General features: G+C 64.5%; 18 protein-coding genes. 11 read left to right on the top strand and 7 right to left on the bottom strand.

Features of this window, described 5'->3' with window-relative positions:
* Nucleotide 1 precedes the first annotated feature (1 nt).
* Nucleotides 2-1,438, top strand: a complete 1,437-nt coding sequence (gene fliD, locus D619_RS0112155; RefSeq protein ID WP_017668875.1) for a flagellar filament capping protein FliD — start codon at nt 2-4, stop codon at nt 1,436-1,438.
* Nucleotides 1,439-1,451: 13 nt separating this feature from the next.
* Here the strand turns inward: fliD and D619_RS16525 are convergent, their stop codons facing one another.
* On the bottom strand, nt 1,452-2,468 hold the full coding sequence (locus D619_RS16525) for a sigma-54 dependent transcriptional regulator (RefSeq protein WP_017668874.1): 1,017 nt from the start codon (nt 2,466-2,468) through the stop codon (nt 1,452-1,454).
* A gap of 220 nt (nt 2,469-2,688) precedes the next feature.
* Between D619_RS16525 and D619_RS17385 the strand changes: the two genes are divergently transcribed.
* Nucleotides 2,689-3,450, top strand: coding sequence for a hypothetical protein (locus D619_RS17385; protein WP_152417436.1), 762 nt, complete (start codon nt 2,689-2,691; stop codon nt 3,448-3,450).
* Here D619_RS17385 and D619_RS16515 read toward each other — a convergent pair whose 3' ends face one another.
* Nucleotides 3,451-4,482, bottom strand: a complete 1,032-nt coding sequence (locus D619_RS16515; RefSeq protein ID WP_017668872.1) for an alpha/beta hydrolase — start codon at nt 4,480-4,482, stop codon at nt 3,451-3,453.
* Complete coding sequence (locus D619_RS0112135) at nt 4,482-5,855, bottom strand: cytochrome P450 (protein WP_017668871.1); 1,374 nt, start codon at nt 5,853-5,855, stop codon at nt 4,482-4,484. Before D619_RS0112135 ends, D619_RS16515 begins: the two co-directional genes overlap by 1 nt.
* A gap of 301 nt (nt 5,856-6,156) precedes the next feature.
* Between D619_RS0112135 and crtY the strand changes: the two genes are divergently transcribed.
* From crtY to D619_RS0112120, 3 genes are read left to right on the top strand one after another with little or no spacing between them, the layout of a single operon-like run.
* The gene (gene crtY / locus D619_RS0112130) at nt 6,157-7,323 is read left to right on the top strand and encodes a lycopene beta-cyclase CrtY (protein WP_017668870.1); all 1,167 of its coding nucleotides are present in this window, start codon (nt 6,157-6,159) and stop codon (nt 7,321-7,323) included.
* Entirely contained in the window at nt 7,320-8,813 is a 1,494-nt protein-coding gene (locus tag D619_RS0112125; protein WP_017668869.1) for a phytoene desaturase, read from the top strand. Before crtY ends, D619_RS0112125 begins: the two co-directional genes overlap by 4 nt.
* A 55-nt stretch (nt 8,814-8,868) precedes the next feature.
* Nucleotides 8,869-9,801 (top strand): phytoene/squalene synthase family protein, encoded by a 933-nt coding sequence (locus D619_RS0112120; RefSeq protein WP_017668868.1) that lies wholly within the window; start codon nt 8,869-8,871, stop codon nt 9,799-9,801.
* A 100-nt stretch (nt 9,802-9,901) separates the two neighbouring features.
* On the opposite strand, the gene D619_RS16510 is transcribed toward D619_RS0112120, so the two are convergent.
* Nucleotides 9,902-10,495, bottom strand: a complete 594-nt coding sequence (locus tag D619_RS16510; protein WP_017668867.1) for a sterol desaturase family protein — start codon at nt 10,493-10,495, stop codon at nt 9,902-9,904.
* Nucleotides 10,496-10,569: 74 nt separating this feature from the next.
* Between D619_RS16510 and D619_RS0112110 the strand changes: the two genes are divergently transcribed.
* Nucleotides 10,570-10,884 carry a hypothetical protein gene (locus D619_RS0112110; RefSeq protein WP_017668866.1) on the top strand — a complete coding sequence of 105 codons (315 nt, stop codon included), beginning with the start codon at nt 10,570-10,572 and terminating at the stop codon, nt 10,882-10,884.
* 95 nt (nt 10,885-10,979) lie between these two features.
* Nucleotides 10,980-11,705 (top strand): PEPxxWA-CTERM sorting domain-containing protein, encoded by a 726-nt coding sequence (locus D619_RS18360; RefSeq protein WP_017668865.1) that lies wholly within the window; start codon nt 10,980-10,982, stop codon nt 11,703-11,705.
* Between the two features lie 66 nt (nt 11,706-11,771).
* Here the strand turns inward: D619_RS18360 and uvrB are convergent, their stop codons facing one another.
* Together uvrB and D619_RS0112095 are read right to left on the bottom strand one after the other, a co-directional pair.
* Nucleotides 11,772-13,976: an excinuclease ABC subunit UvrB gene (gene uvrB, locus D619_RS0112100; protein WP_017668864.1), complete on the bottom strand. Its 2,205-nt coding sequence runs from the start codon at nt 13,974-13,976 to the stop codon at nt 11,772-11,774.
* A 39-nt stretch (nt 13,977-14,015) separates the two neighbouring features.
* Complete coding sequence (locus tag D619_RS0112095) at nt 14,016-14,783, bottom strand: cytochrome b/b6 domain-containing protein (protein WP_017668863.1); 768 nt, start codon at nt 14,781-14,783, stop codon at nt 14,016-14,018.
* Between the two features lie 147 nt (nt 14,784-14,930).
* On the opposite strand from D619_RS0112095, the gene D619_RS0112090 reads away from it, so the two are divergent.
* The 4 genes from D619_RS0112090 (at nt 14,931) to D619_RS18130 (ending at nt 16,914) form a co-directional block, all read left to right on the top strand.
* Nucleotides 14,931-15,491: a nucleotidyltransferase family protein gene (locus tag D619_RS0112090; RefSeq protein WP_017668862.1), complete on the top strand. Its 561-nt coding sequence runs from the start codon at nt 14,931-14,933 to the stop codon at nt 15,489-15,491.
* Nucleotides 15,492-15,616: 125 nt separating this feature from the next.
* On the top strand, nt 15,617-16,216 hold the full coding sequence (locus D619_RS0112085) for a hypothetical protein (RefSeq protein WP_017668861.1): 600 nt from the start codon (nt 15,617-15,619) through the stop codon (nt 16,214-16,216).
* A gap of 112 nt (nt 16,217-16,328) precedes the next feature.
* On the top strand, nt 16,329-16,463 hold the full coding sequence (locus D619_RS0112080) for a hypothetical protein (protein ID WP_017668860.1): 135 nt from the start codon (nt 16,329-16,331) through the stop codon (nt 16,461-16,463).
* A gap of 154 nt (nt 16,464-16,617) precedes the next feature.
* On the top strand, nt 16,618-16,914 hold the full coding sequence (locus tag D619_RS18130; protein ID WP_193743309.1) for a hypothetical protein: 297 nt from the start codon (nt 16,618-16,620) through the stop codon (nt 16,912-16,914).
* Between the two features lie 218 nt (nt 16,915-17,132).
* Here the strand turns inward: D619_RS18130 and D619_RS0112075 are convergent, their stop codons facing one another.
* Complete coding sequence (locus D619_RS0112075; RefSeq protein WP_017668859.1) at nt 17,133-18,797, bottom strand: DUF885 family protein; 1,665 nt, start codon at nt 18,795-18,797, stop codon at nt 17,133-17,135.
* Nucleotides 18,798-19,026 lie beyond the last annotated feature (229 nt).

Below are 19,026 nucleotides of genomic sequence, written 5' to 3'. Positions count from 1 at the left end.
CATGGCCACCAATCCGCTCACCACTTTCAATGCCGGCTCCGGGTTGGACAGCCGACTACTGGTCGATGGCCTGGTGAATGCCGAACGCGAGGCCCGCTCGGCGCCGCTCACGCGCCGGGTGGAAATGCTCACCGCCCGCATTTCGGCGCTGGGCCAGCTGCGCTCGGCGCTCAGCGGCATTGCCACCTCGCTCGACAGCCGGGTGCGGACCGGCGAACTGGGCGTGCAATTGGCCAGCAGCGATGCCGCCATCAGCGTGGAGCGCGTCGGGCTTGGCCCCACCAGTGCCGTGGCATCGGCGGTGGTGGTGAACAAGCTGGCGGCCGGGCAGCGGCTGAACAGCCCGGTGTTCACCAGTGGCACCGATCCGGTGGGGCTGGGTACGCTCAGCTTTGTCTTTGGCCGCAAATCACCCGATCCCAATTCCACCAGCTTCCTGTTTGCGGCGGGCACGCGGCCATCGCTGAACGTCACCATCACCGCCGAGAACAACAGTCTGACCGGGCTGGCCAAGGCCATCAACGATGCCAGCACGGCCGCGGGGGCGGGAGTAACCGCCAGCATCGTTGCCAGCACCGGCAGTGCCACGCTGGTGCTGCGCGGGGCGGAAGGGGCGGAAAATGCCTTCATCATCAGCGCGGCGGCCACCGGCGGCCCAAATCTGGGGACTCCGGGCCTGGAACGGTTCAACCACACGCCCGGCGCTGAAACCATCGTGCAGGGCGAAGCGGCGCAGGATGCCGAGCTGGTGCTGGACGGCGTCGCCATTACGCGCAGCAGCAACCGGATCGAGGATGCGATCGGCGGCGCCCGCCTGACCTTGCGGCGCACCACCACGGCCGGCGTCGCCATCACCGCGGCACGCGACGGCCAGGCCGTTTCCGGCGCGCTCGCCGATTTCGTTGGCACATTGCAGGCCATGCGCCAGCTGATCGGAGATTTCCGCCGTCCATCGCAGGATGGCGAGGAACCCGGCCCGCTGGCCAATGATCCCACCGCGCGCGCCCTCGATCAGCGCATCACCCGGCTGGTGACCGAGCCGGTGGCGCAGGCGAATGGCCTGCGCCTGGCTGATCTGGGCGTAAGCATCCAGCGCGACGGCAGTATCACGGTGGACAGCGCCCGGCTGGCCAATCTGCCGCCAACCCGGCTGGCCGATGCCGAAGCCCTGCTGCGCGAATTGTCGGGCCCGGCCAGCCCGACCCGGCCCGGCCGACTGCAGAGCATCGCGCAGCTGGCGGTGACGGCCAGCGACGGCCTCACCCGCCAGCGCGACCGTGCCAATCAGGATCTGGAAAAGGTGCAACGCGCGTCAGACGTGCAGCGCACCCTGCTCACCCGCCAGTTTGCCGCGATGGATCGCGCCGTGGCGCTGTCGCGCGCGACGCAGGTGCAACTGGATCAGCAGATCGCCTTCTGGACCCAGCGGGACAATTGAGGCGGCAAACGGCCTATTCCGCCACCGCGATCTGCATCCGCCGCATCTTCTCGATCAGGGTGGTGCGCTGCAGGCCCAGCAGGCGGGCGCAGCGGGCGATGGTGCCGCCCGACAAGGCCAGGGCTTCGCGGATATAGGCCTGCTCCAGATCCGTGAGCAGCTGTTTCAGATCAACACCGTCAGGGCCAAGCAGGCTGGCCGTGCCGTGATCGGGCGTTTTCACCCCCGGCGGCGGTGCAATTTCGTTGGGCCGCGGCGCGGCTTTCGGTTGCGGCGGTGAGGTGGCACCACGCAGCAACTGTGCCAGCGCTTCGCGGCCGATGGTCTCGTCACCATGATGGATGCAGGCGCGTTCGACGAAATTCTTCAGTTCGCGCACATTGCCCGGCCAGGGCAGGCCCGCCAGCGCCTCCAGAGCGGCCGGCGTGAAGCGCGCCGGCCGGGCCGCAGCCGAGAGGAAATGCTGCACCAGACACGGCACATCTTCCGGCCGTTCGTTCAGCGGCGGCATGGCGATGTGGATGACATCAAGGCGATAGAGAAGATCGGCGCGGAACCGCCCGGCGGCGATGGCGGCGGTGAGGTCCACGCTGGTCGCCGCCACCACCCGCACATCGACGCCGATTGGCAGCATGCCGCCCACCCGTTCGATCACCCGCGTTTCCAGCGTGCGCAGCAATTTGGCCTGCATTGCCGCTGGCATGTCGCCCACTTCGTCGAGGAACAATGTGCCGCCGTGCGCCGCCTCGAACCGGCCGGCGCGGGCCTTCACGGCGCCGGTGAAGGCGCCCAGTTCATGGCCGAACATTTCGGATTCCAGCAGGTCGGCCGGCACCGCGGCGCAGTTCAGCGCCACGAAGGGCCGGGCGGCGCGGCGGCTTTTCTGGTGCAGCAGGCGGGCGACGACATCCTTGCCACTGCCCGATGGCCCGGTGATCAGCACCGACGCATCGGCATCGGCGATCTTTTCGATTTCGCTGCGAATGGCGGCAATGGTCGGGCTGATGCCGACCAGTGCGGCCAGTTGCAAATCCGTACGCCCCGAAACTGGTGAACCAAGCCTGGATTTGCTCCGCATTTCCGCTGTCCTTAACGCAAATCTAATCAAATCGACACTTTTTATCCACAGGCGAACCATGGCCTTATCCACAGCGTTATCCTGTTGTTGCGTGAGGTTGAGGCGCGATTGCTTCCAGTATGACGCGGCTTGTGTCATTCAATGCTGACGTCTTCTCCATTCCGGACCTGTCATGAGCGAATGTCGCATCCTTGCCCTTGGTGGAGACTGGCCACAGGCTGGCCCGGGCTGGCGTTTGGTCGCATCTGGCGACAATCCGTTCGCGGTAATGGCCGATCTGGCACTCGTACCGGCCGATTCGGCACTGGATGATCCGTTCATTGATCGACTGGCGCTGCCGCTGCTGGTGGCCGTGGGCGAGGCGGCGCTGCCGCACTGGCTGGACCGGGCCGATGGCTTCGTGCTGGCCGGCGATGATGCAGACACGATCGCCACTGTGGCGGCCAGTGTGCGCAATGCCGGCACCGGCTGGCGCGTGGCCGAACAGGCCGGCACGGCCCAGCATATCTCGGCGCTGTCGGCCGAAGCCCAGCGCATTGCCGATGCGCTGGCGCAGCTGGCACGCGAGGCCGAAGGGGAAAGCGAGGCGCAGGTTTCCGCCGCGATGGTGCGCCGCCTGATCCGCCTGCGCCGCGACCGCGATCGGCATTTCCCGGCGGATCTGTTTGGCGATCCGGCGTGGGACATGCTGCTCGATCTGGTGGCGGCGCGCATGGAGGGGGTGGATGTCGCCGTCTCCAGCCTGTGCGTGGCTGCCGCCGTGCCCACCACCACGGCGCTGCGCTGGGTGCGCAGCCTGAGTGAGGCCGGCATCTTCGTGCGCCGCACCGATCCGGGTGACGCCCGCCGCGCCTTCATCACCCTTTCGGATTCGGCGCATGAGGCGATGATTGGCTGGCTCAGGCGCTTTGCGACGGTGTTTGTGTTGCGCTGATCAGCTGACCCCGCCGACCGGCACGACCGCGACTCCGGCGCCGATGGGGAAGGGCTGGCCTGTCCGTTCGAGCAATTCCAGCACTGGCGCCAGGCTGCGATCCGGCGCTTCCTCCATCGGGATATGGCCGATGCCATCGAGGATGGTGACGCGGCTGCCCGGAATCTGCTGGTTGAACCATTGCGCCACCGAAACCGGGATGAGCTTGTCGTCCCGGCCCCACAGGATCAGCGTTGGCACGGTGAGGGACTTGAGCTTGTCTGCAGCGCCATCATCGCCGCTATACTGGCCAAAGCGCTGCACCGTGGCGCGGCGGTTGCCGGGATAAAGATGCAGTTCCCAATAACGATCGATCATCGCCGGCGTGGCGATCGCCTGGTTCGATATTGATTGGGCAAAGGATTTTTCGAAGATCACGCGCGGGGTGACGGTGGCGAGAATATCGCGCGCCACGGGTATCCGGGCCAATCGAAAGCCGAGCGGCGGGGAGGAGCCCTTGCGGCTGGGTTTGCCGCTGGCATCAACCAGGATCAGCGCCGAGAGCCGTTCCGGATGCGCGACGGCGTAGCGCCAGGCAACGCCGCCCCCCATCGAATTGCCACCCAGCGCAAAGCGCTTCAGGCCCAGCCTGTCCACCAATTGCGCCACAACGCCGGCATAGGCCGCACCGGTATAGAGGCCCTGCGGCGTTGGGCCGGACAGGCCATGGGCTGGCAGATCGAGCGTGATGACGCGATAGCCCTTGGCGGTCAGCCGCTGCACCCACGGTTCCCACGTGTGCAGCGAGGCGTCGCTGCCATGCACGAGCACCACCGGGTGTCCATCGCGCGGGCCTTCATCGCGGAAATGGATGGTGGTGCCGGGCGACAGTTCGACGAACTGGCTGGCTTCGTTGGCATATTTGGCGCGCAGTGTGGCGACTGGAATGTCGGGCGTGGCGAACACTGCCCACAACACCGCGATCAGGCCGGTGAACACCGCCAGCCCATAACCCAACCCGCGCCACCAATTGCGCCGCTTGCCACCCGCCATCAGATGGCCTCGATGCGGACGGGCAGGCCGTCCTTGGGCTTGGGGATCGGGAACATGCGGAAATCGCTCTCGACATCGCCCAGCGGCTTTTCGGCGACGATGCGATGGCCTTCCAGCAGGGCGAAGAAGAACATCTTCACCTGCATGTAGGCGAAATGCTGGCCCAGGCACATGTGGGCGCCGCCGCCGAACGGCACCCAGGCATATTTGTGGCGGCCGCGGCTGTTTTCGGGGCTGAAGCGGGTCGGGTCGAAATGCTCCGGGTTCGGCCAATATTCCGGCAGCCTGTGGCTGATCATCTGGTTGATCCCCACATGCGCACCGGCCGGCACGACATGGTTCTGGAAGGTGAAGCTCTTCACCGCCCGGCGCGGCATGGAGGGGACGGGCGGGATCAGCCGCAGCGCTTCCTTGAACACCATGTCGGTCAATTCCATCTCGCCCAGCGTCTGGTAGGTCAGCTTGCCGTGGCGTTCGCGGATGGACTTGATCTCTTCGCGCAGCCTGTCCTGCCATTCCGGCCATTTCGCCAGGCACCAGACGATGGAGGTGATCGACGAGGTGGTGGTGTCGTGCGCCGCCATCATCAGGAAGTTCATGTGGTCGATGATGTCCTGCTCGCCCAGCAGCTGGTCATTTTCGTCGCGGGCGTTGCACACCTGGGTGAAGATGTCGTTGGCTTGCGTGCCACGCCGCTTGGGGATTTCGCGGGCGAAATACTGGCTCATGAAGGCGCGGCCATCGACGCCGCGCTTCATGGCGGTGAAGGGCAGGGGCTTGCGGATCACGGCCACCGAAGCCGCGACCATGTCCTGGAAGGCCTTGTTGATCTTGTCGGCCTCGCCGCCCCACGGCACGCCCAGGAAGCTGGTGGCGGCGAGATCGAGGGTGAGCGCCTTGATCGACGGGTAGAATTTGAGGCGCGTCGGCCATTTCGCCAGCCCGCGGGTGATGCCCTCGTCAAGCTGGGTGAAATAATGCTGCATCGGCTCGGTCTTGAAGGCGACCGACAGGGTCTTGCGGTGGATGCGATGTTCCTCGAAATCCATCAGCATCAGCCCGCGCGGGAACAGCAGTTCCAGCACCGGGTTCCAGCCCAGTTCACTCGAAAAAATCTTGTCCTTGTTGAACAGCACCAGCTCGTTGGCTTCGGGGCCGATCAGCGAGACGCCCCAGCCGCCGAAATCCTGCCGGCGCACGATGCTGCCATATTGTTCGAACAGCTCGCGGCTGCGGCCCAGCGGGTTGGCGAGAAACTTCAGCGTGCGCAGCATCTTGAAGCGCGCCGGTTCCATGCCGGGAATATGCTTGAGCTCATCATAGGTCGGCTCGGGCAGATCGGCCGGGATGAACTCGCTGTTGTGGGCATTCATGGCGCAGACCTCTCCCTTGGTGCGGAGTGTGGATACGCATTTGCGCGGCAAGGGGCAATGGCGGGGGTGTCGCGGTGGGAGACGTCTGGCAGCAAATGACCCTCCCCCGTCCCCTCCCTGCAAGGGAGGGGGCAGAAGGACAACTCCCCTCCCTTCAAGCAGGGAGCAGGGAGGGGGGCAGAAGGGCAACTCCCCTCCCTGCTTGCAGGGAGGGGCCGGGGGAGGGTGCGAGCGCAGCGAGCCGGCCAAGCGACATTCAATCCCCTTCCCCCCGCGCGCCCACCCGTCTAACACGCCAGCCGTGAACCCGGATTTTGATCTGATCCTCGCCGGCGGGGGCCTGGCCAATGGCCTGATCGCGCTGCGACTGGCGCAGCTGCGCCCGGATGTGCGCGTGGCGATCGTGGAGGCCGGGCCGTCGATTGGTGGCGATCACACCTGGTCTTCGTTCGGTCTCGACATCAACGAGGAGCAGCGCCGCTGGACCCAGCCACTGTTTGCCCATCGCTGGGATTGCTATTCGGTGCGCTTCCCGCGCCACAGCCGCACGCTGAACGTGGGTTATGGCAGCAGCAACAGCGCGCGACTGGCGGCGGAGGTGGCCAAGGCGTTGCCGCCGGAGCGCATCATCACCGGCGTGCCGGTGGTGGCGCTGAGCCCGACAGCCGTGACATTGGCCGATCAGCGCGTGCTGACCTGCAGCGCCGTGATCGACGGCCGCGGCCAGAGCAAATCGACCGCGCTCGATCTCAGGTGGCAGAAATTCCTCGGGCAAGAGGTGGAACTGGCCGAACCGCATGGCCTCGCCGGGCCGATCATCATGGATGCCACCGTGCCGCAACAGGATGGCTATCGCTTCATCTACACGCTGCCGTTCGGCCCCCGGCATGTGCTGATCGAAGACACCTATTTTTCCGACGGCCGCGATCTGGCGCCCGATCTGCTGCGCCGGCATATCGCCGATTATGCCGTGGCGCAGGGCTGGCAGATCACCGCCGTCACCCGCGAGGAGGCCGGCATCCTGCCGCTGGCCATTGGCGGCGATATCGAGAAATTCCTGGATGAAGGTGTGCCCGGTGTGGCGCGCGTCGGCCTGGGCGCCGGCCTGTTCCATCCGGTGACCGGCTACTCGTTTCCCGATGCGGTGCGCATGGCTGACATGGTGGCGGCGCTGCCGGCCTTTGATGCTGCGACCATCCACCGCGCGGCCCGCGACCATGCGATACGTGTGTGGAACAACCGCGGCATGTATCGCATCCTCAATCGCATGTTGTTCCTGGCCGCGCACGACGAGGAACGACGCACGATCCTGGAACGTTTCTATGAGCATCCAGACGATCTGGTTGGCCGGCTCTATGCCGCCGACAATCGCTGGAATGATTGGCCGAAGGTGTTTTCCGGCCGGCCGCCCATCCCGCCGTTGCGGGCGCTGGGCACGCTGGTCAAATATGAATTGGGGATCAAATGACGACTGCTGCAGTGATTGGTTCGGGTTTCGGAGGCTTGGCGCTGGCCATCCGCCTGCAGAGCGCGGGCATCCAGACCACCCTGATCGAGGCCCGCGACAAGCCGGGTGGCCGTGCCTATGTGTTTGAAGATGATGGCTTCAAGTTCGATGCCGGCCCCACGGTCATCACCGATCCGACCTGCCTTGAGGAATTGTTCGAACTGTCGGGCCGCAAGCTGTCCGATTATGTCGAGCTGATCTCGGTCGCACCCTTCTATCGCCTGCTGTGGGAAGATGGCACGGTGTTCGATTATTCGAACGATGAAGAAGCCCTGTTTGCGGAAATCGCCAAGCTGAGCCCGGATGACGTGGCCGGCTACAGGAAATTCCTCGAATTTTCCGACAATGTGTTCCGCGAAGGCTATCAGAAGCTCGGCCACGAAGCCTTCCTCGATTTCAAGTCGATGCTGAAGGCGGCGCCGCAGCTGATGCGTTATGAAGCGTTCCGTTCGGTCTATGCGATGGTCTCGCGCCACATCAAGGATGATCGCCTGCGCCAGGCGTTCAGCTTCCACACGCTGCTGGTGGGCGGCAACCCGTTCAAGACCAGCTCCGTCTACGCCCTCATCCATGCGCTCGAAAAGAAGTGGGGCGTCTGGTTCCCGCGTGGCGGCACCCATGCGCTGGTGCGTGGCATGGTGAAGCTGTTCGAGGATATCGGCGGCCAGGTCCGCATGGGCAGCAAGGTCGAAGCCATCATGGCCGACAGCGGCCGCGTGACCGGCGTGCGCTGCGCCGATGGCTGGTCGGGCCGTTTCGATGCGGTCGTTTCCAATGGCGACGTGGTCAACACCTACAAGGAGCTCTTGTCGGCCCACCCGCGCGGTGCCGAAATGGCCACCAAGATGATGCGCCGCAGCTTCTCCCCGTCGCTGTTCGTGACCTACTTCGGCCTGAAGGGCGAACGCCCCGATGTGAAGCATCACACCATCCTGTTCGGCCACCGCTACAAGGGCCTGCTCGATGAAATCTACAAGGGCGGCGCGCTGCCCGATGATTTCTCGCTCTACCTGCACCACCCGACTGCGACCGATCCGGAAATGGCGCCGGCGGGCCACAGCGCCTTCTATGTGCTGTCCCCGGTGCCGCATCTGGGCAAGCTCGACATCGATTGGGAAAAGGAAGCGCCGCGCTATGCCGATTCCATCCTCGATGCGCTGGAACGCCGCTGCATCCCCAACCTGAAGCGCGACCTGGTGACGATGCGTACCTGGACGCCGAAGGATTTCGAGACGGTGCTGGGCGCCCACAATGGCAGCGCCTTCAGCCTGGAACCGGTGCTGTGGCAGAGCGCCTATTTCCGCACCCACAACCGTGATGACGTGCTGTCCAACCTCTATTTCGTTGGTGCCGGCACGCACCCCGGCGCCGGCATCCCCGGCGTGGTGGGCAGCGCCAAGGCCACCGGCAAGCTGATGGTGGAAGACTTGCTGGGCAAGAAGGCGGCCTGATCTCCGCCATTCAGCCCGCTTGCGCCGCGCGGCGCAGGCGGGCAGAAGCCCATCCGTGTCTGTCGTTCTCGATAATGCCCGCACCGCCATCGCGCGCGGTTCCAAAAGCTTCGCACTGGCGAGCCGCCTGTTCGATGCGCCGACGCGCGATCGCGCCATGCTGCTTTATGCCTGGTGCCGCCACACCGATGACGTGATCGATGGCCAGGTGCTGGGTGAGGGCCGCAACGATGATCGCCGCCCGCCGGCCGAGCGTTTGGCCGAAGTGCATTGGGAAACCGAACGCGCGCTGGCCGGCAATCCCACGCCCGGCACGCCTTACGAGGCGCTGGCGATGGTGGTTGAGCAGACGGGCATGCCGGCGCGTTACCCGCGCGATCTGATCCAGGGCTTCCGCATCGACATGGAGGAACGGCCGTTCCGCACCTTCGATGATACGCTCACCTATTGCTATCACGTCGCCGGCTGTGTGGGCGTGATGATGGCAATCGTGATGGGCGTGAAGCCCGATGAGCGTGCCGTGCTGGAACGCGCCTGCGATCTGGGGATGAGCTTTCAGCTCAACAACATCGCGCGCGACGTGGTGGAAGACGCGCTGATCGGCCGCCGCTACATTCCTGATGATTGGCTGGCCAGCGTGCGGCTGGAGCCGGAGACATTCGTGCTGGAAAAGAATCGCCGGCAACTCTCCCGCCTTGTCGCCCGGCTGGTGTTCAAGGCCGAGGAATATGAGGAATCGGCGCGCTACGGCACGTCGCAATTGGGCAACCGCGCCGCCTGGGCGGTGCTGGCCGCCGCGCGCATCTATGGCGGCATCGGCCGCAAGGTGCGCGGGCTGGAGGAAAAAGGGCTGGAAAAGCGGGTTTCCACCACCAGGGCCGAAAAGGCCCGCGCCGTGGCGCTGGCGCTGGGCGATGCGCTGGTGCGCAAATCGCGCTGGCCAATGCCGGGGCCGGCCCGCGAGGGCCTGTGGACGATGCCGGAATAAAAGTGCCCGTCTTGCTGGCGCAGGCCAGCATCCACGGTGGGGCATGGGCCAAATGGCGCGGTGGATGCTGGCCTGCGCCAGCATGACAACCGCTTCTTGGTCAGCGCGCCCAATGTTCGGCGTTGTCGATCATGCCCATTTCAGCCTTCATCTTCGCGCTGGCGCGGATGCGGCCGCGGCCATCGGCTTCCAGTTGCGCCTTCAGCTTGCGGATCGGCGGCGCCCAGATGAAGCCAAAGCTCACCGTGCCCTCCTTGGTTTCCACCACGTGATGCAACCGGTGAGCCTGCACCACGCGCTTCATGTAGCCCCATTGCGGGTTCCAGCGATGCTTTACCCGGCGGTGTACCAACACGTCGTGCAGGCCGAAATAGATGGCGCCATAGGCGGTGATGCCAGCGCCGATCGCGGTGATCATGTGCAGGCCATAATGGGTGCCGATCATCAGCAGGATCATCGATGGAATGGCACCCGCCACGCCGAACCAGTCGTTCTTTTCAAACAGGCCGGTGCGCGGTTCGTGGTGGGATTTGTGCAGGCTCCACAGAAAACCATGCATCACATATTTGTGGGAGACGATGGCTACCACCTCCATGATCGCCACCACGATCAACGCGATGCCGATGCCCTGCCACCAATTCACATCGGCAAGCACGGGATGGCGGGTAGAGAGCGAAGCCAGATAATCGAGCATGGGTTCATGCTATAGCCAGACAAATCCCGCTAATCACCTCTGTAGTTGCCGCACCCCATGATTTCGGAGCCGCCATGAAGTCGCGCCTTTCCCTTGCTGCCCTCGTTGTCCTGCCGCTGGCGCTCACCGCCTGCGCCACCCCCGCCCAGCGCATCACGCGTAACCTGACCGAGCTCGGCGTGCCGCCGCGCCAGGCCCAGTGCATGGGCGGCCGCCTGGGTGAGCGCCTCTCCATCGGCCAGCTGCGGCGGCTGCAGGAACTCACCGGCATCCGCGCCGAACGTTTCGAACGCATGAGCATCCGCGAGATCGCCAACAAGTTGACCGACGAGCGTGACCCCGGCCTTGTGGCGGAATTCCTGCGCGCGGGGGTGGGCTGTTTGATCTAGAAAATGAACAAAAAAATTAATTTGAAATTAAGTCGGAGATAATGGCATCCTGTAGGCCACAAGCTTTTGGGGCTTGTGATGTCGGGGGAATCATTATGCGTTTTTCTTTGCCGATTGCAGCCACGGCTGCATTGTTGTCGTCTGCGGCCAGTGCCGCGCTGATTTCCGGGGCTGGCAGTCTGGCCGGCGCCAACAACATCACGCTACCGGCGGCAAATTTCGTCGGCGCGGGCCCGCAGTCCCTGGGTCCCATCACCTGGACATCGGATTTCGCGGCGTCGCGCTATGGCTGGACCGGCGGCGCCGATTTTGGCAGCAACGGCAATTGGGCACCCGGTGGCGCGCCGATCCTGGGGCTGAACACCGGTTTCAATCCCAACACCGGCGGCTATGCCAACATGACGCTGACGTTCGACAATCCCGTGTCGGGGTTTCTGGCGGAAGTGAACTGGGCGCTTGGCGGCACCAATGCTGCTTCGGTGATCATCCAGGCCTTTGATGTGAACGGCAACCGGCTCACGCACCCGGAATTCCCAACCACCAGTGATTTCCACTATTACTGGTTTCTGGCCAACAACGGCAATTCCAACGTCATGCAGCCGGGCTATTATGGCTTCACCTTTGCCAACCCGGTGATCAAGAGCGTGGTGTTTTCCAACGGCTTCATCGCGGTGCGCAACCTGAGCTGGACTGGCCCAGCGGTGCCCGGTGGCGGGGTCGGTGGTGTGCCGGAACCGGCAAGCTGGGCTATGCTGATCGTTGGCTTTGGCCTGGTGGGGGCAATGCAACGCCGGCGGGGGGCGGTGCGGGTCAGCGCCTGAAGCTATTCACTTGGTCAGGCGCCAACCGTCACTCCGCCGAAGGCCGGAGTGACGGGAAAGCAGGATTCATCGCCCCGCCCCGCGCCGCTTTCCGGAAAAGCCCTTCTTCTGCATCTTGGAAAAGCGCGTCGTCCGTGTCCCCGCCGCGCCGCCCGTCGCACGGCCTTTCACCGGCGCCGTTCGCGCATCCACCGGCACGCCGAGTTCGTCCATTTCCAGCCGCCGGATCTGGTCGCGGATGGCCGCCGCCGTCTCGAATTCCAGATCGGACGCGGCCTTCTTCATCTGCTCCTCAAGGTCGGCGATATAGGCCTTCAGATTGTGGCCAACGAGATGCTGGGTCTCGTCATCGCCGGTATCGACCACCAGCCCATCCTTCATCGACACATCGGCCAGCACGTCGCCAATGTTGCGCTTGATGGTCGTCGGCGTGATGCCGTGCTCCAGGTTATAGGCTTCCTGCTTCGCCCGTCGCCGGTCGGTCTCGGCCATGGCGCGTTCCATGCTGCCGGTGATGCGATCGGCATAAAGGATCACCCGGCCCTCGATGTTGCGTGCCGCCCGCCCGATGGTCTGCACCAGCGACGTTTCGGAGCGCAGGAAGCCTTCCTTGTCGGCATCCAGGATCGCCACCAGCCCGCATTCGGGAATGTCGAGGCCCTCGCGCAACAGGTTGATGCCAACGAGCACGTCATAAACACCCAGGCGCAGATCGCGGATCAGCTCGATGCGCTCCAGCGTTTCGACGTCCGAGTGCATGTAGCGCACGCGCAGGCCCGCCTCGTGCAGGAACTCGGTCAGGTCCTCGGCCATGCGCTTGGTCAGCGTCGTCACCAGCGTGCGATAGCCGGCGGCGGCGACCTTTTTCGCCTCCTGGATCAGGTCTTCCACCTGGTCCTCCACCGGCTTGATCTCCACTGGCGGGTCGATCAGCCCGGTGGGCCTGATCACCTGTTCGGTGAACACGCCGCCGGTGCGCTCCATCTCCCACGGGCCGGGCGTGGCGGAGACGAACACCGTCTGCGGCCGCATCGCCTCCCACTCGGCAAAGCGCAAGGGCCGGTTGTCGATGCAGCTCGGCAGGCGGAAGCCATATTCGGCCAGCGTCACCTTGCGGCGGTGGTCGCCCTTGGCCATGGCGCCGATCTGCGGCACCGTCACATGGCTTTCATCGATGAACAGCAGGGCGTTTTCCGGCAGATATTCGAACAATGTGGGCGGCGGTTCGCCAGGCAGGCGGCCGGTGAGGAAGCGGCTGTAATTCTCGATGCCCGCGCACGCCCCGGTGGCGGCGATCATCTCCAGATCAAAGTTTGTTCGCTGCTCCAGCCGCTGGGCTTCCAGCAACTTGCCTTCGGCGTTCAACTCCTTCAGCCGCTCGCTCAGTTCGTGGCGGATGGCGTCGGCGGCCTGCTTCATGGTCGGGCCGGGCGTGACATAGTGGCTGTTGGCGTAGATCTTGATCTGATCCAGCCTGGCCACCGTCTCCCCGGTGAGCGGATCGAATTCGGAAATCTGCTCGATCTCGTCGCCAAAGAAGCTGATGCGCCAGGCACTGTCTTCATAGTGGGAGGGGAAGATTTCCAGGCTGTCACCGCGCACTCGGAAATTGCCGCGTGTGAAGGAAAGATCGCCGCGCTTGTACTGCATGGCGACGAGCTTCCTCACCACCTCCCTCAGATCGGCCGAGCCACCCTTCTTCAGCGCGAAGGTCATCGCCGAATAGGTTTCCACCGAGCCGATGCCATAGAGGCACGACACCGACGCGACGATGATCACGTCGTCCCGCTCGAGCAGCGCGCGGGTGGCGGAGTGTCGCATCCGGTCGATGGCCTCGTTCACGCTCGACTCCTTCTCGATATAGGTGTCGGAACGCGGCACATAGGCCTCGGGCTGGTAATAGTCGTAATAGGATACGAAATATTCCACCGCATTGTCGGGGAAGAAGCTCTTGAATTCGCCGTATAATTGCGCGGCGAGGATCTTGTTGGGCGCCAGGATCAGCGCCGGGCGCTGCACCGCCTCGATCACCTTGGCCATGGTGAAGGTCTTGCCCGAACCGGTCACACCCAGCAGCACCTGATCGCGCTCACCCTCATTGGCCTGGCCCACCAGTTCGGCGATGGCGGCGGGCTGGTCCCCGGCGGGCGTATATTCGGTGCTCAGCACAAAGGGGCGGCCGCCCTCGCTCTTCTCCGGCCGGGCCGGGCGGTGCGGGGTAAACTCCGTCAGTTCCGTTTCGGCAAGGCTGGTGCGAATCTGGATGGCCATGTGCCGACTATGGCCGTTGTGCGCGCTTTGTTCCAGTCCTCAGCGCAACATGCGGCGAATCAGCTGGCGATCGCGCAGCGCGAAATGATGCCACAGCACGGCACCGGCATGGGCGACAAACGCCGTGGCAAACAACAGCGAAAGTCCGATATGCAGGGCCCGCGCCGGCAGCAGCGGCACCGCTGGTTGCAGGCCCAGCACCGCAACGCCGGTCGCGCCCGCCAGCGCCACGCCCGACACCGGCAGCGTGGCCAGCGCCAGATACAGCGCCAGCTTGTTCAGCCGCGCCGCGCCATTGGGGCTGGCCGGGCCAGGCGATGCCCCCTGCGCCAACCAGCGCAGCAGCAGCAGGAAGAACAGCGCCACCCCAATGCCGATATGCACGTCGAGGAAACCGGCGCGTTCTGGCGAGGGCGACAGCACGCCCACAAACAGGCCCATCGGCAGCGCCACCAGCATCAGCACGGCGCTGGTCCAGTGCAATATGCGCGCAATCTGGCCCCAGCTCTGGCGGCGGTTCCAGTCTGGCACGCTGTCCACCGTCCGTCGCCACTGCACCGGCAAAAGCGCCAGCAGCAGCAGGATCACGAACAGCGCAATCACCGCCATGGCATTCAGCAGCAACGGCCGCAGATCATCACTGGCTCGGGCAGCGAACGTGCCATCGCCATTGGCCAGCCAGATCGACCAGACCATCATGAACAACGCCGCCGCTGCACACAACTGCGCCCCCATCCGCCACAACCGCGCCGGGTGGTTGAGGCCAACGGCCAGGCCGAGAGCCAGCAGGAGGTAGAAAATGGTCATTGACGCGCCGGATGGGGGATATGGGCTTGCGATGCAAGAGCAGCTTTGGCCCGAGATCGCTTGTCTGTGTCGATCGGATTGGGCAGTGCGGCGGCACAGGCTCCCGCCATCATGCGCAAGGCGGCAGTGCCTGCGGAGTGCAGACCGATGACCGAAGATGCGTTCCGCGATGCCACCCAAACCAATCCGTTCAACGCGCAATTGCTCGACCGGCTGGCAGCGCTGGCCTTGCCGGATTGCCACCTCACCGCCGGCTGCCTGTTCCAGACCGTCTGGAACCAGCGCTCCGGCCGCGATCCAGCCTGGGGGATCAGCGATTATGACGTCTTCTATTTCGACGCGTCTGATCTGTCGTGGGAAGCCGAAGACCGTGTGATCCAGCGCGTCGCCGCGGCCACTGCCGATCTGCCGATCACCGTCGAAGTGAAGAACCAGGCCCGCGTCCACCTCTGGTACGGGGAACGCTTTGGCGGCGCCTATCCGCAGCTCCACTCGGCACCCGATGGCATCAAACTGTTCCTGGTCAGTTCCACCTGCGTCGGCATCGATGTGCAAAGCCGCGCGGTTTTTGCCCCCTATGGTCTCGACGATCTGTACGCCGGCCGGCTGGGCATGAACCGCTTCAACCCAAAGCCCGAACAGTATCGCGCCAAGGCCGCCAGCTACCAGCAGCGGTGGGAATGGCTGACGATCATCGACGCGGATTGATGATAGCCAGCGCCTATTGATTTCATGCCACGCCACTGTTCGGTTGTATCGCTTCGCAAAACCGGCCCATCATTGCTGCTCCGGAACCGGCTGCTGCCGGGCCCGCTGCTGCAAAGGAACCTCTGGTGGAGCTCACCCAAGGCCGCACGGTCAAGATTGTCGCCAGCTTGCTGATGCTGGCCGCTGTCACCCAGTCGATCTATACCGCCCTGTACCTGCAGGCGCCCGATATTGATCGCAAGCTGCTGTGGGGCATGGAGGGCCTGCTGTTCGTGGTGCTGGCGGCCTTGGCCGGCTCGGCCCTGGCCATGGCCAAACGCCATCGCCTGGGATTTTCTGCCCTCGTCTGCGCTGCCTTGCTCAATGTCGTTCAGGTTGCCGTGGGCCTGACCCTGTTTGCGCCCTTTGGCGCCATGGCCAAGGCCAACGCGGAATTTGCCGGTGTCGCCAGCGCCGTCGTCGCCTTTTCCTTCTTCATCTATAATTGCGCCAAGATGCTGCTCGGCCTGGCTGCGGTGGTGTTCGGCATGGCCCGCCTGAACGCAGGCAGCAAAGCCCTCGGCGGCGCGACAGTGCTGGTCGGCGCCGTCGCCTTTGTGGCCAATACGCTGGTGATGATGTTCGGCCTGGACGGCTTTTTCCCGTCGCCCATCGCCGGCGGCTCCGGCGTGGTGGCGACCCTGCTGCTGGCCCTCTGCCTGTTCGGCACCGCTAGCGACGATTGATCGTCGCTGGGCCGGCCCAGCGACCATTTGGTCTTTGGGCGGCCCTGTTCCCAAGGCCCCGTCATGCTGGCGCAGGCCAGCAACCACCGAGCCGGGCAGCGCTGGCGATGGAGTGCGCGGCAAGTTACTGGGCGATTTCGGCCCATATCGCATCGGCGATTGGCGCATCATCTCCGACAGGCAAGACGGCGTGATGCCGATCACGGTGATCCGCCTCGGCAACCGCCGCGAGGTCTTACGGCGGTGAAGCCCTGGACCCGTTTGTTTGGATTGCCCTGACAATCCGTCACCCCGGACTTGATCCCGGGTCCCGCTATTTTGGCGTTCGAAGCAGAAATTGCTATCCTGATCGCGACCGGGCAGCCTGACATGTAATGAATATCCGAGAGACGTGCATCCACATGAGCCAACCAGCCCACAAAAAGCTCATGAGCGGACTGTTGGACGTGTTGGGCCCGTATTGGCATCGTGCAAGGGCAGACATCATTTACCGAACTGATCGCAATGGCCTGATCCACTGCATCACCTGCCTGTCGTCAAACTTCTCCAACGATTATGTGCCATCGACATTTGGCCACGTTCAGGCCAGGCGGGATGACTTTTTTGCGCATGGATTCTGGTGGTCGGCTCAAGACTTCCCGCACCGGTCTTTTTGGGCTGAAACCACGGCGCGAACTTTGGCTGGACGGTTCGACTGATCCACCAATGGCCAATGTGCTGCACCTTGCGGCAGCGCAACGATCTCAGCGGCAGCCTTGGGGCCAACGGCTAACGGCCGAAACGGCAGCGGGCCACCTGAAAACGAACGGGGCCAGGGTCTGCGACCCTGGCCGCCAGCGGCCCGTCCTGTTCTCCGCCTGATCGGTCGTTCAATGCTGCGCAGCCAACCCGTTGCGGCCGGGCCTTTCCCGCAATTTCACTGGGCCGGCAGTGGGTCGCGGCGCCAGAAGTGGCGAACTTCGTCGTCGAGGCCGGTCAGGTCGTAGCGGATCACGGAAAGGGGCATGCGTCCTGCGGCCATGACGTCATCGTGGAACTGCTTCAGCACGAACTTGTCGCCCAGTTGGTGGCGGCGATCGGCCAGCAATTTCTGCATTTCGATCATGCCGACCGTGTAGCCCAGGCCATAGCCGGGCGGGCGGCGCAGGTAGATTTCGGCGTCGACCCGGGCCACGTTCCGGTCCAGCCAGGGTGTCCATTTCTGCCATTCGGCCACCACTTGTGGCACGGATTTCCGGTTGAGCTGCAGTTCGATATCGCCGGCCACGCGCACGGCCCGGAAGATGCCGAAGATATCGATGAGTTCGCGCACGCGCGGCCGGTCTTCGAGGAAGCCCAGGCGCTGCGCGGCTTCTTCCAGATAGACGCCCCAGCCTTCGGCGCGCACGCCATCCCCGATATTGCCGCGAATGGGCCGTTTGTCGCGCCGGGCCATCTGCCCGTCAAAGGCATGGCCGGGCAGTGTGGCGTGCAGCAGATCGGGCGTCGGGTCGCGATATTGCACCTGTTCCCAGAAATTCGGGCCGTCGGGCCGCACGATCCACGGCACGTTGATGTAAAGATCGCCGATGTCGTCGGGAACGGTGATGATCTCCTCGCGCGCCACCCAGGCGCGGATCAGTTCCAGCGAACGCGCCTTGCGGGCCGCATAATCCTCGGGCGTGGTGGGCAGCGTCAGCGGCGTCTGATTGCGGTTGCGATGTTCTTCCAGTGCGTGCGCCGCCCACAGGCGTTGCGTTTCCCGGGCCCCCAGTACCATCAACTGATCCGAGGTGTAGGGCAGCAGCTTGACGTTTTTCAGGTACCAATCGAAACGGGCCTTGCCCACGCCTGCCTTGGCGGTCATTGCGGGACGGCCAGCCTTGAGCCAGGCCTGAAACTCCACGGCCGCGGCCCGGGCCTTGCGGATTTCGGGCAGCAATTCGGGCTGATGTTTCTGTGCGCGCGCCGCCAGATCGTCCAGCCAGCCCAGCACGCCCGGCGGCGGCACCGGCCGATAGGGATGGCCATGGCCCACACCATCAGCCGTATCAAGATTGTGCAGGGCCAGATCGGCATAATCTCCCGGCACGTTCTCCAGATTGGCCTTGGCGGTGGCTGTCAGGCGCGGCACATCGGCCAGCCGCGTCTTCAGCCGCGCCAGGGCGTCACCCGTGGCCGGCAATTCGGCGAATCCGATATCCAGCATGCGATCGACATAGAAACCGGGATCGCGCTGCCAGGGTTGGGCCACATCAAGCAGGAAATGATGTTCCAGCATCTTGGCGCGTGCGGCCAGGAATTCGGCGCGCTGGCCGCGGTCCATGCCGGCCACGTTCATGTCGTCAACCTGGCTGAGGAAGGTCGCCATGCGGCTGCGTTCCGCTGATATGCCGGTTGCAGACCAATCGGGCGTGCGGGCAGCAAAGCCGCTGCGCCAGGTGCGGAATTCCGCCCAGATGCGCAGCAGATCCTGATAGCTGCCGCTGCCCTGCGGCGGCCCGGCTTCTGCCATCACCGGTGCTTGAGCCGCCGCCCCGCCACCCACGGTGGGCAAGGTCAGCGCCGCCATGGCCGCGACCAGCAATATTGGCGCCTTCATCTTCTTCCATCCCCCGCCGTGACGGCGGCCAGCGCCCGCAACAGGCCTGCACCGCATGCGTCTTGAAGACAGTCCAGCGTGCTGCTCGCCCAAGCAGGGAGGCCTTCCTGTCCGCACGGTCGAGGATGGGGGAAGCCTTGCCCCGGATCAAGTCCGCACGGAAGGGTGAGGTTTCAAGCGGGCCGGCGCTGCGTTTGCTGCGCTCGGGGCATGACAAGCGCCGCGTCAC

This window comes from Sandarakinorhabdus sp. AAP62 (assembly GCF_000331225.1).
GTDB lineage: Bacteria > Pseudomonadota > Alphaproteobacteria > Sphingomonadales > Sphingomonadaceae > Sandarakinorhabdus.
Note: the sequence above shows the minus strand (reverse complement) of the source record. Positions and strands in the feature narration are given on the sequence as shown.

Excerpts from the sequence above, each read along its gene's own strand:
- fliD (WP_017668875.1), top strand. The coding sequence starts at position 2 with ATGGCCACCAATCCGCTCACCACTTTCAATGCCGGCTCCGGGTTGGAC.
- D619_RS17385 (WP_152417436.1), top strand. The coding sequence starts at position 2,689 with ATGAGCGAATGTCGCATCCTTGCCCTTGGTGGAGACTGGCCACAGGCT.
- D619_RS16515 (WP_017668872.1), bottom strand. The coding sequence starts at position 4,482 with ATGGCGGGTGGCAAGCGGCGCAATTGGTGGCGCGGGTTGGGTTATGGG.
- D619_RS0112135 (WP_017668871.1), bottom strand. The coding sequence starts at position 5,855 with ATGAATGCCCACAACAGCGAGTTCATCCCGGCCGATCTGCCCGAGCCG.
- D619_RS0112125 (WP_017668869.1), top strand. The coding sequence starts at position 7,320 with ATGACGACTGCTGCAGTGATTGGTTCGGGTTTCGGAGGCTTGGCGCTG.
- D619_RS16510 (WP_017668867.1), bottom strand. The coding sequence starts at position 10,495 with ATGCTCGATTATCTGGCTTCGCTCTCTACCCGCCATCCCGTGCTTGCC.
- D619_RS0112110 (WP_017668866.1), top strand. The coding sequence starts at position 10,570 with ATGAAGTCGCGCCTTTCCCTTGCTGCCCTCGTTGTCCTGCCGCTGGCG.
- D619_RS18360 (WP_017668865.1), top strand. The coding sequence starts at position 10,980 with ATGCGTTTTTCTTTGCCGATTGCAGCCACGGCTGCATTGTTGTCGTCT.
- uvrB (WP_017668864.1), bottom strand. The coding sequence starts at position 13,976 with ATGGCCATCCAGATTCGCACCAGCCTTGCCGAAACGGAACTGACGGAG.
- D619_RS0112095 (WP_017668863.1), bottom strand. The coding sequence starts at position 14,783 with ATGACCATTTTCTACCTCCTGCTGGCTCTCGGCCTGGCCGTTGGCCTC.
- D619_RS0112090 (WP_017668862.1), top strand. The coding sequence starts at position 14,931 with ATGACCGAAGATGCGTTCCGCGATGCCACCCAAACCAATCCGTTCAAC.
- D619_RS18130 (WP_193743309.1), top strand. The coding sequence starts at position 16,618 with ATGAGCCAACCAGCCCACAAAAAGCTCATGAGCGGACTGTTGGACGTG.
- D619_RS0112075 (WP_017668859.1), bottom strand. The coding sequence starts at position 18,797 with ATGAAGGCGCCAATATTGCTGGTCGCGGCCATGGCGGCGCTGACCTTG.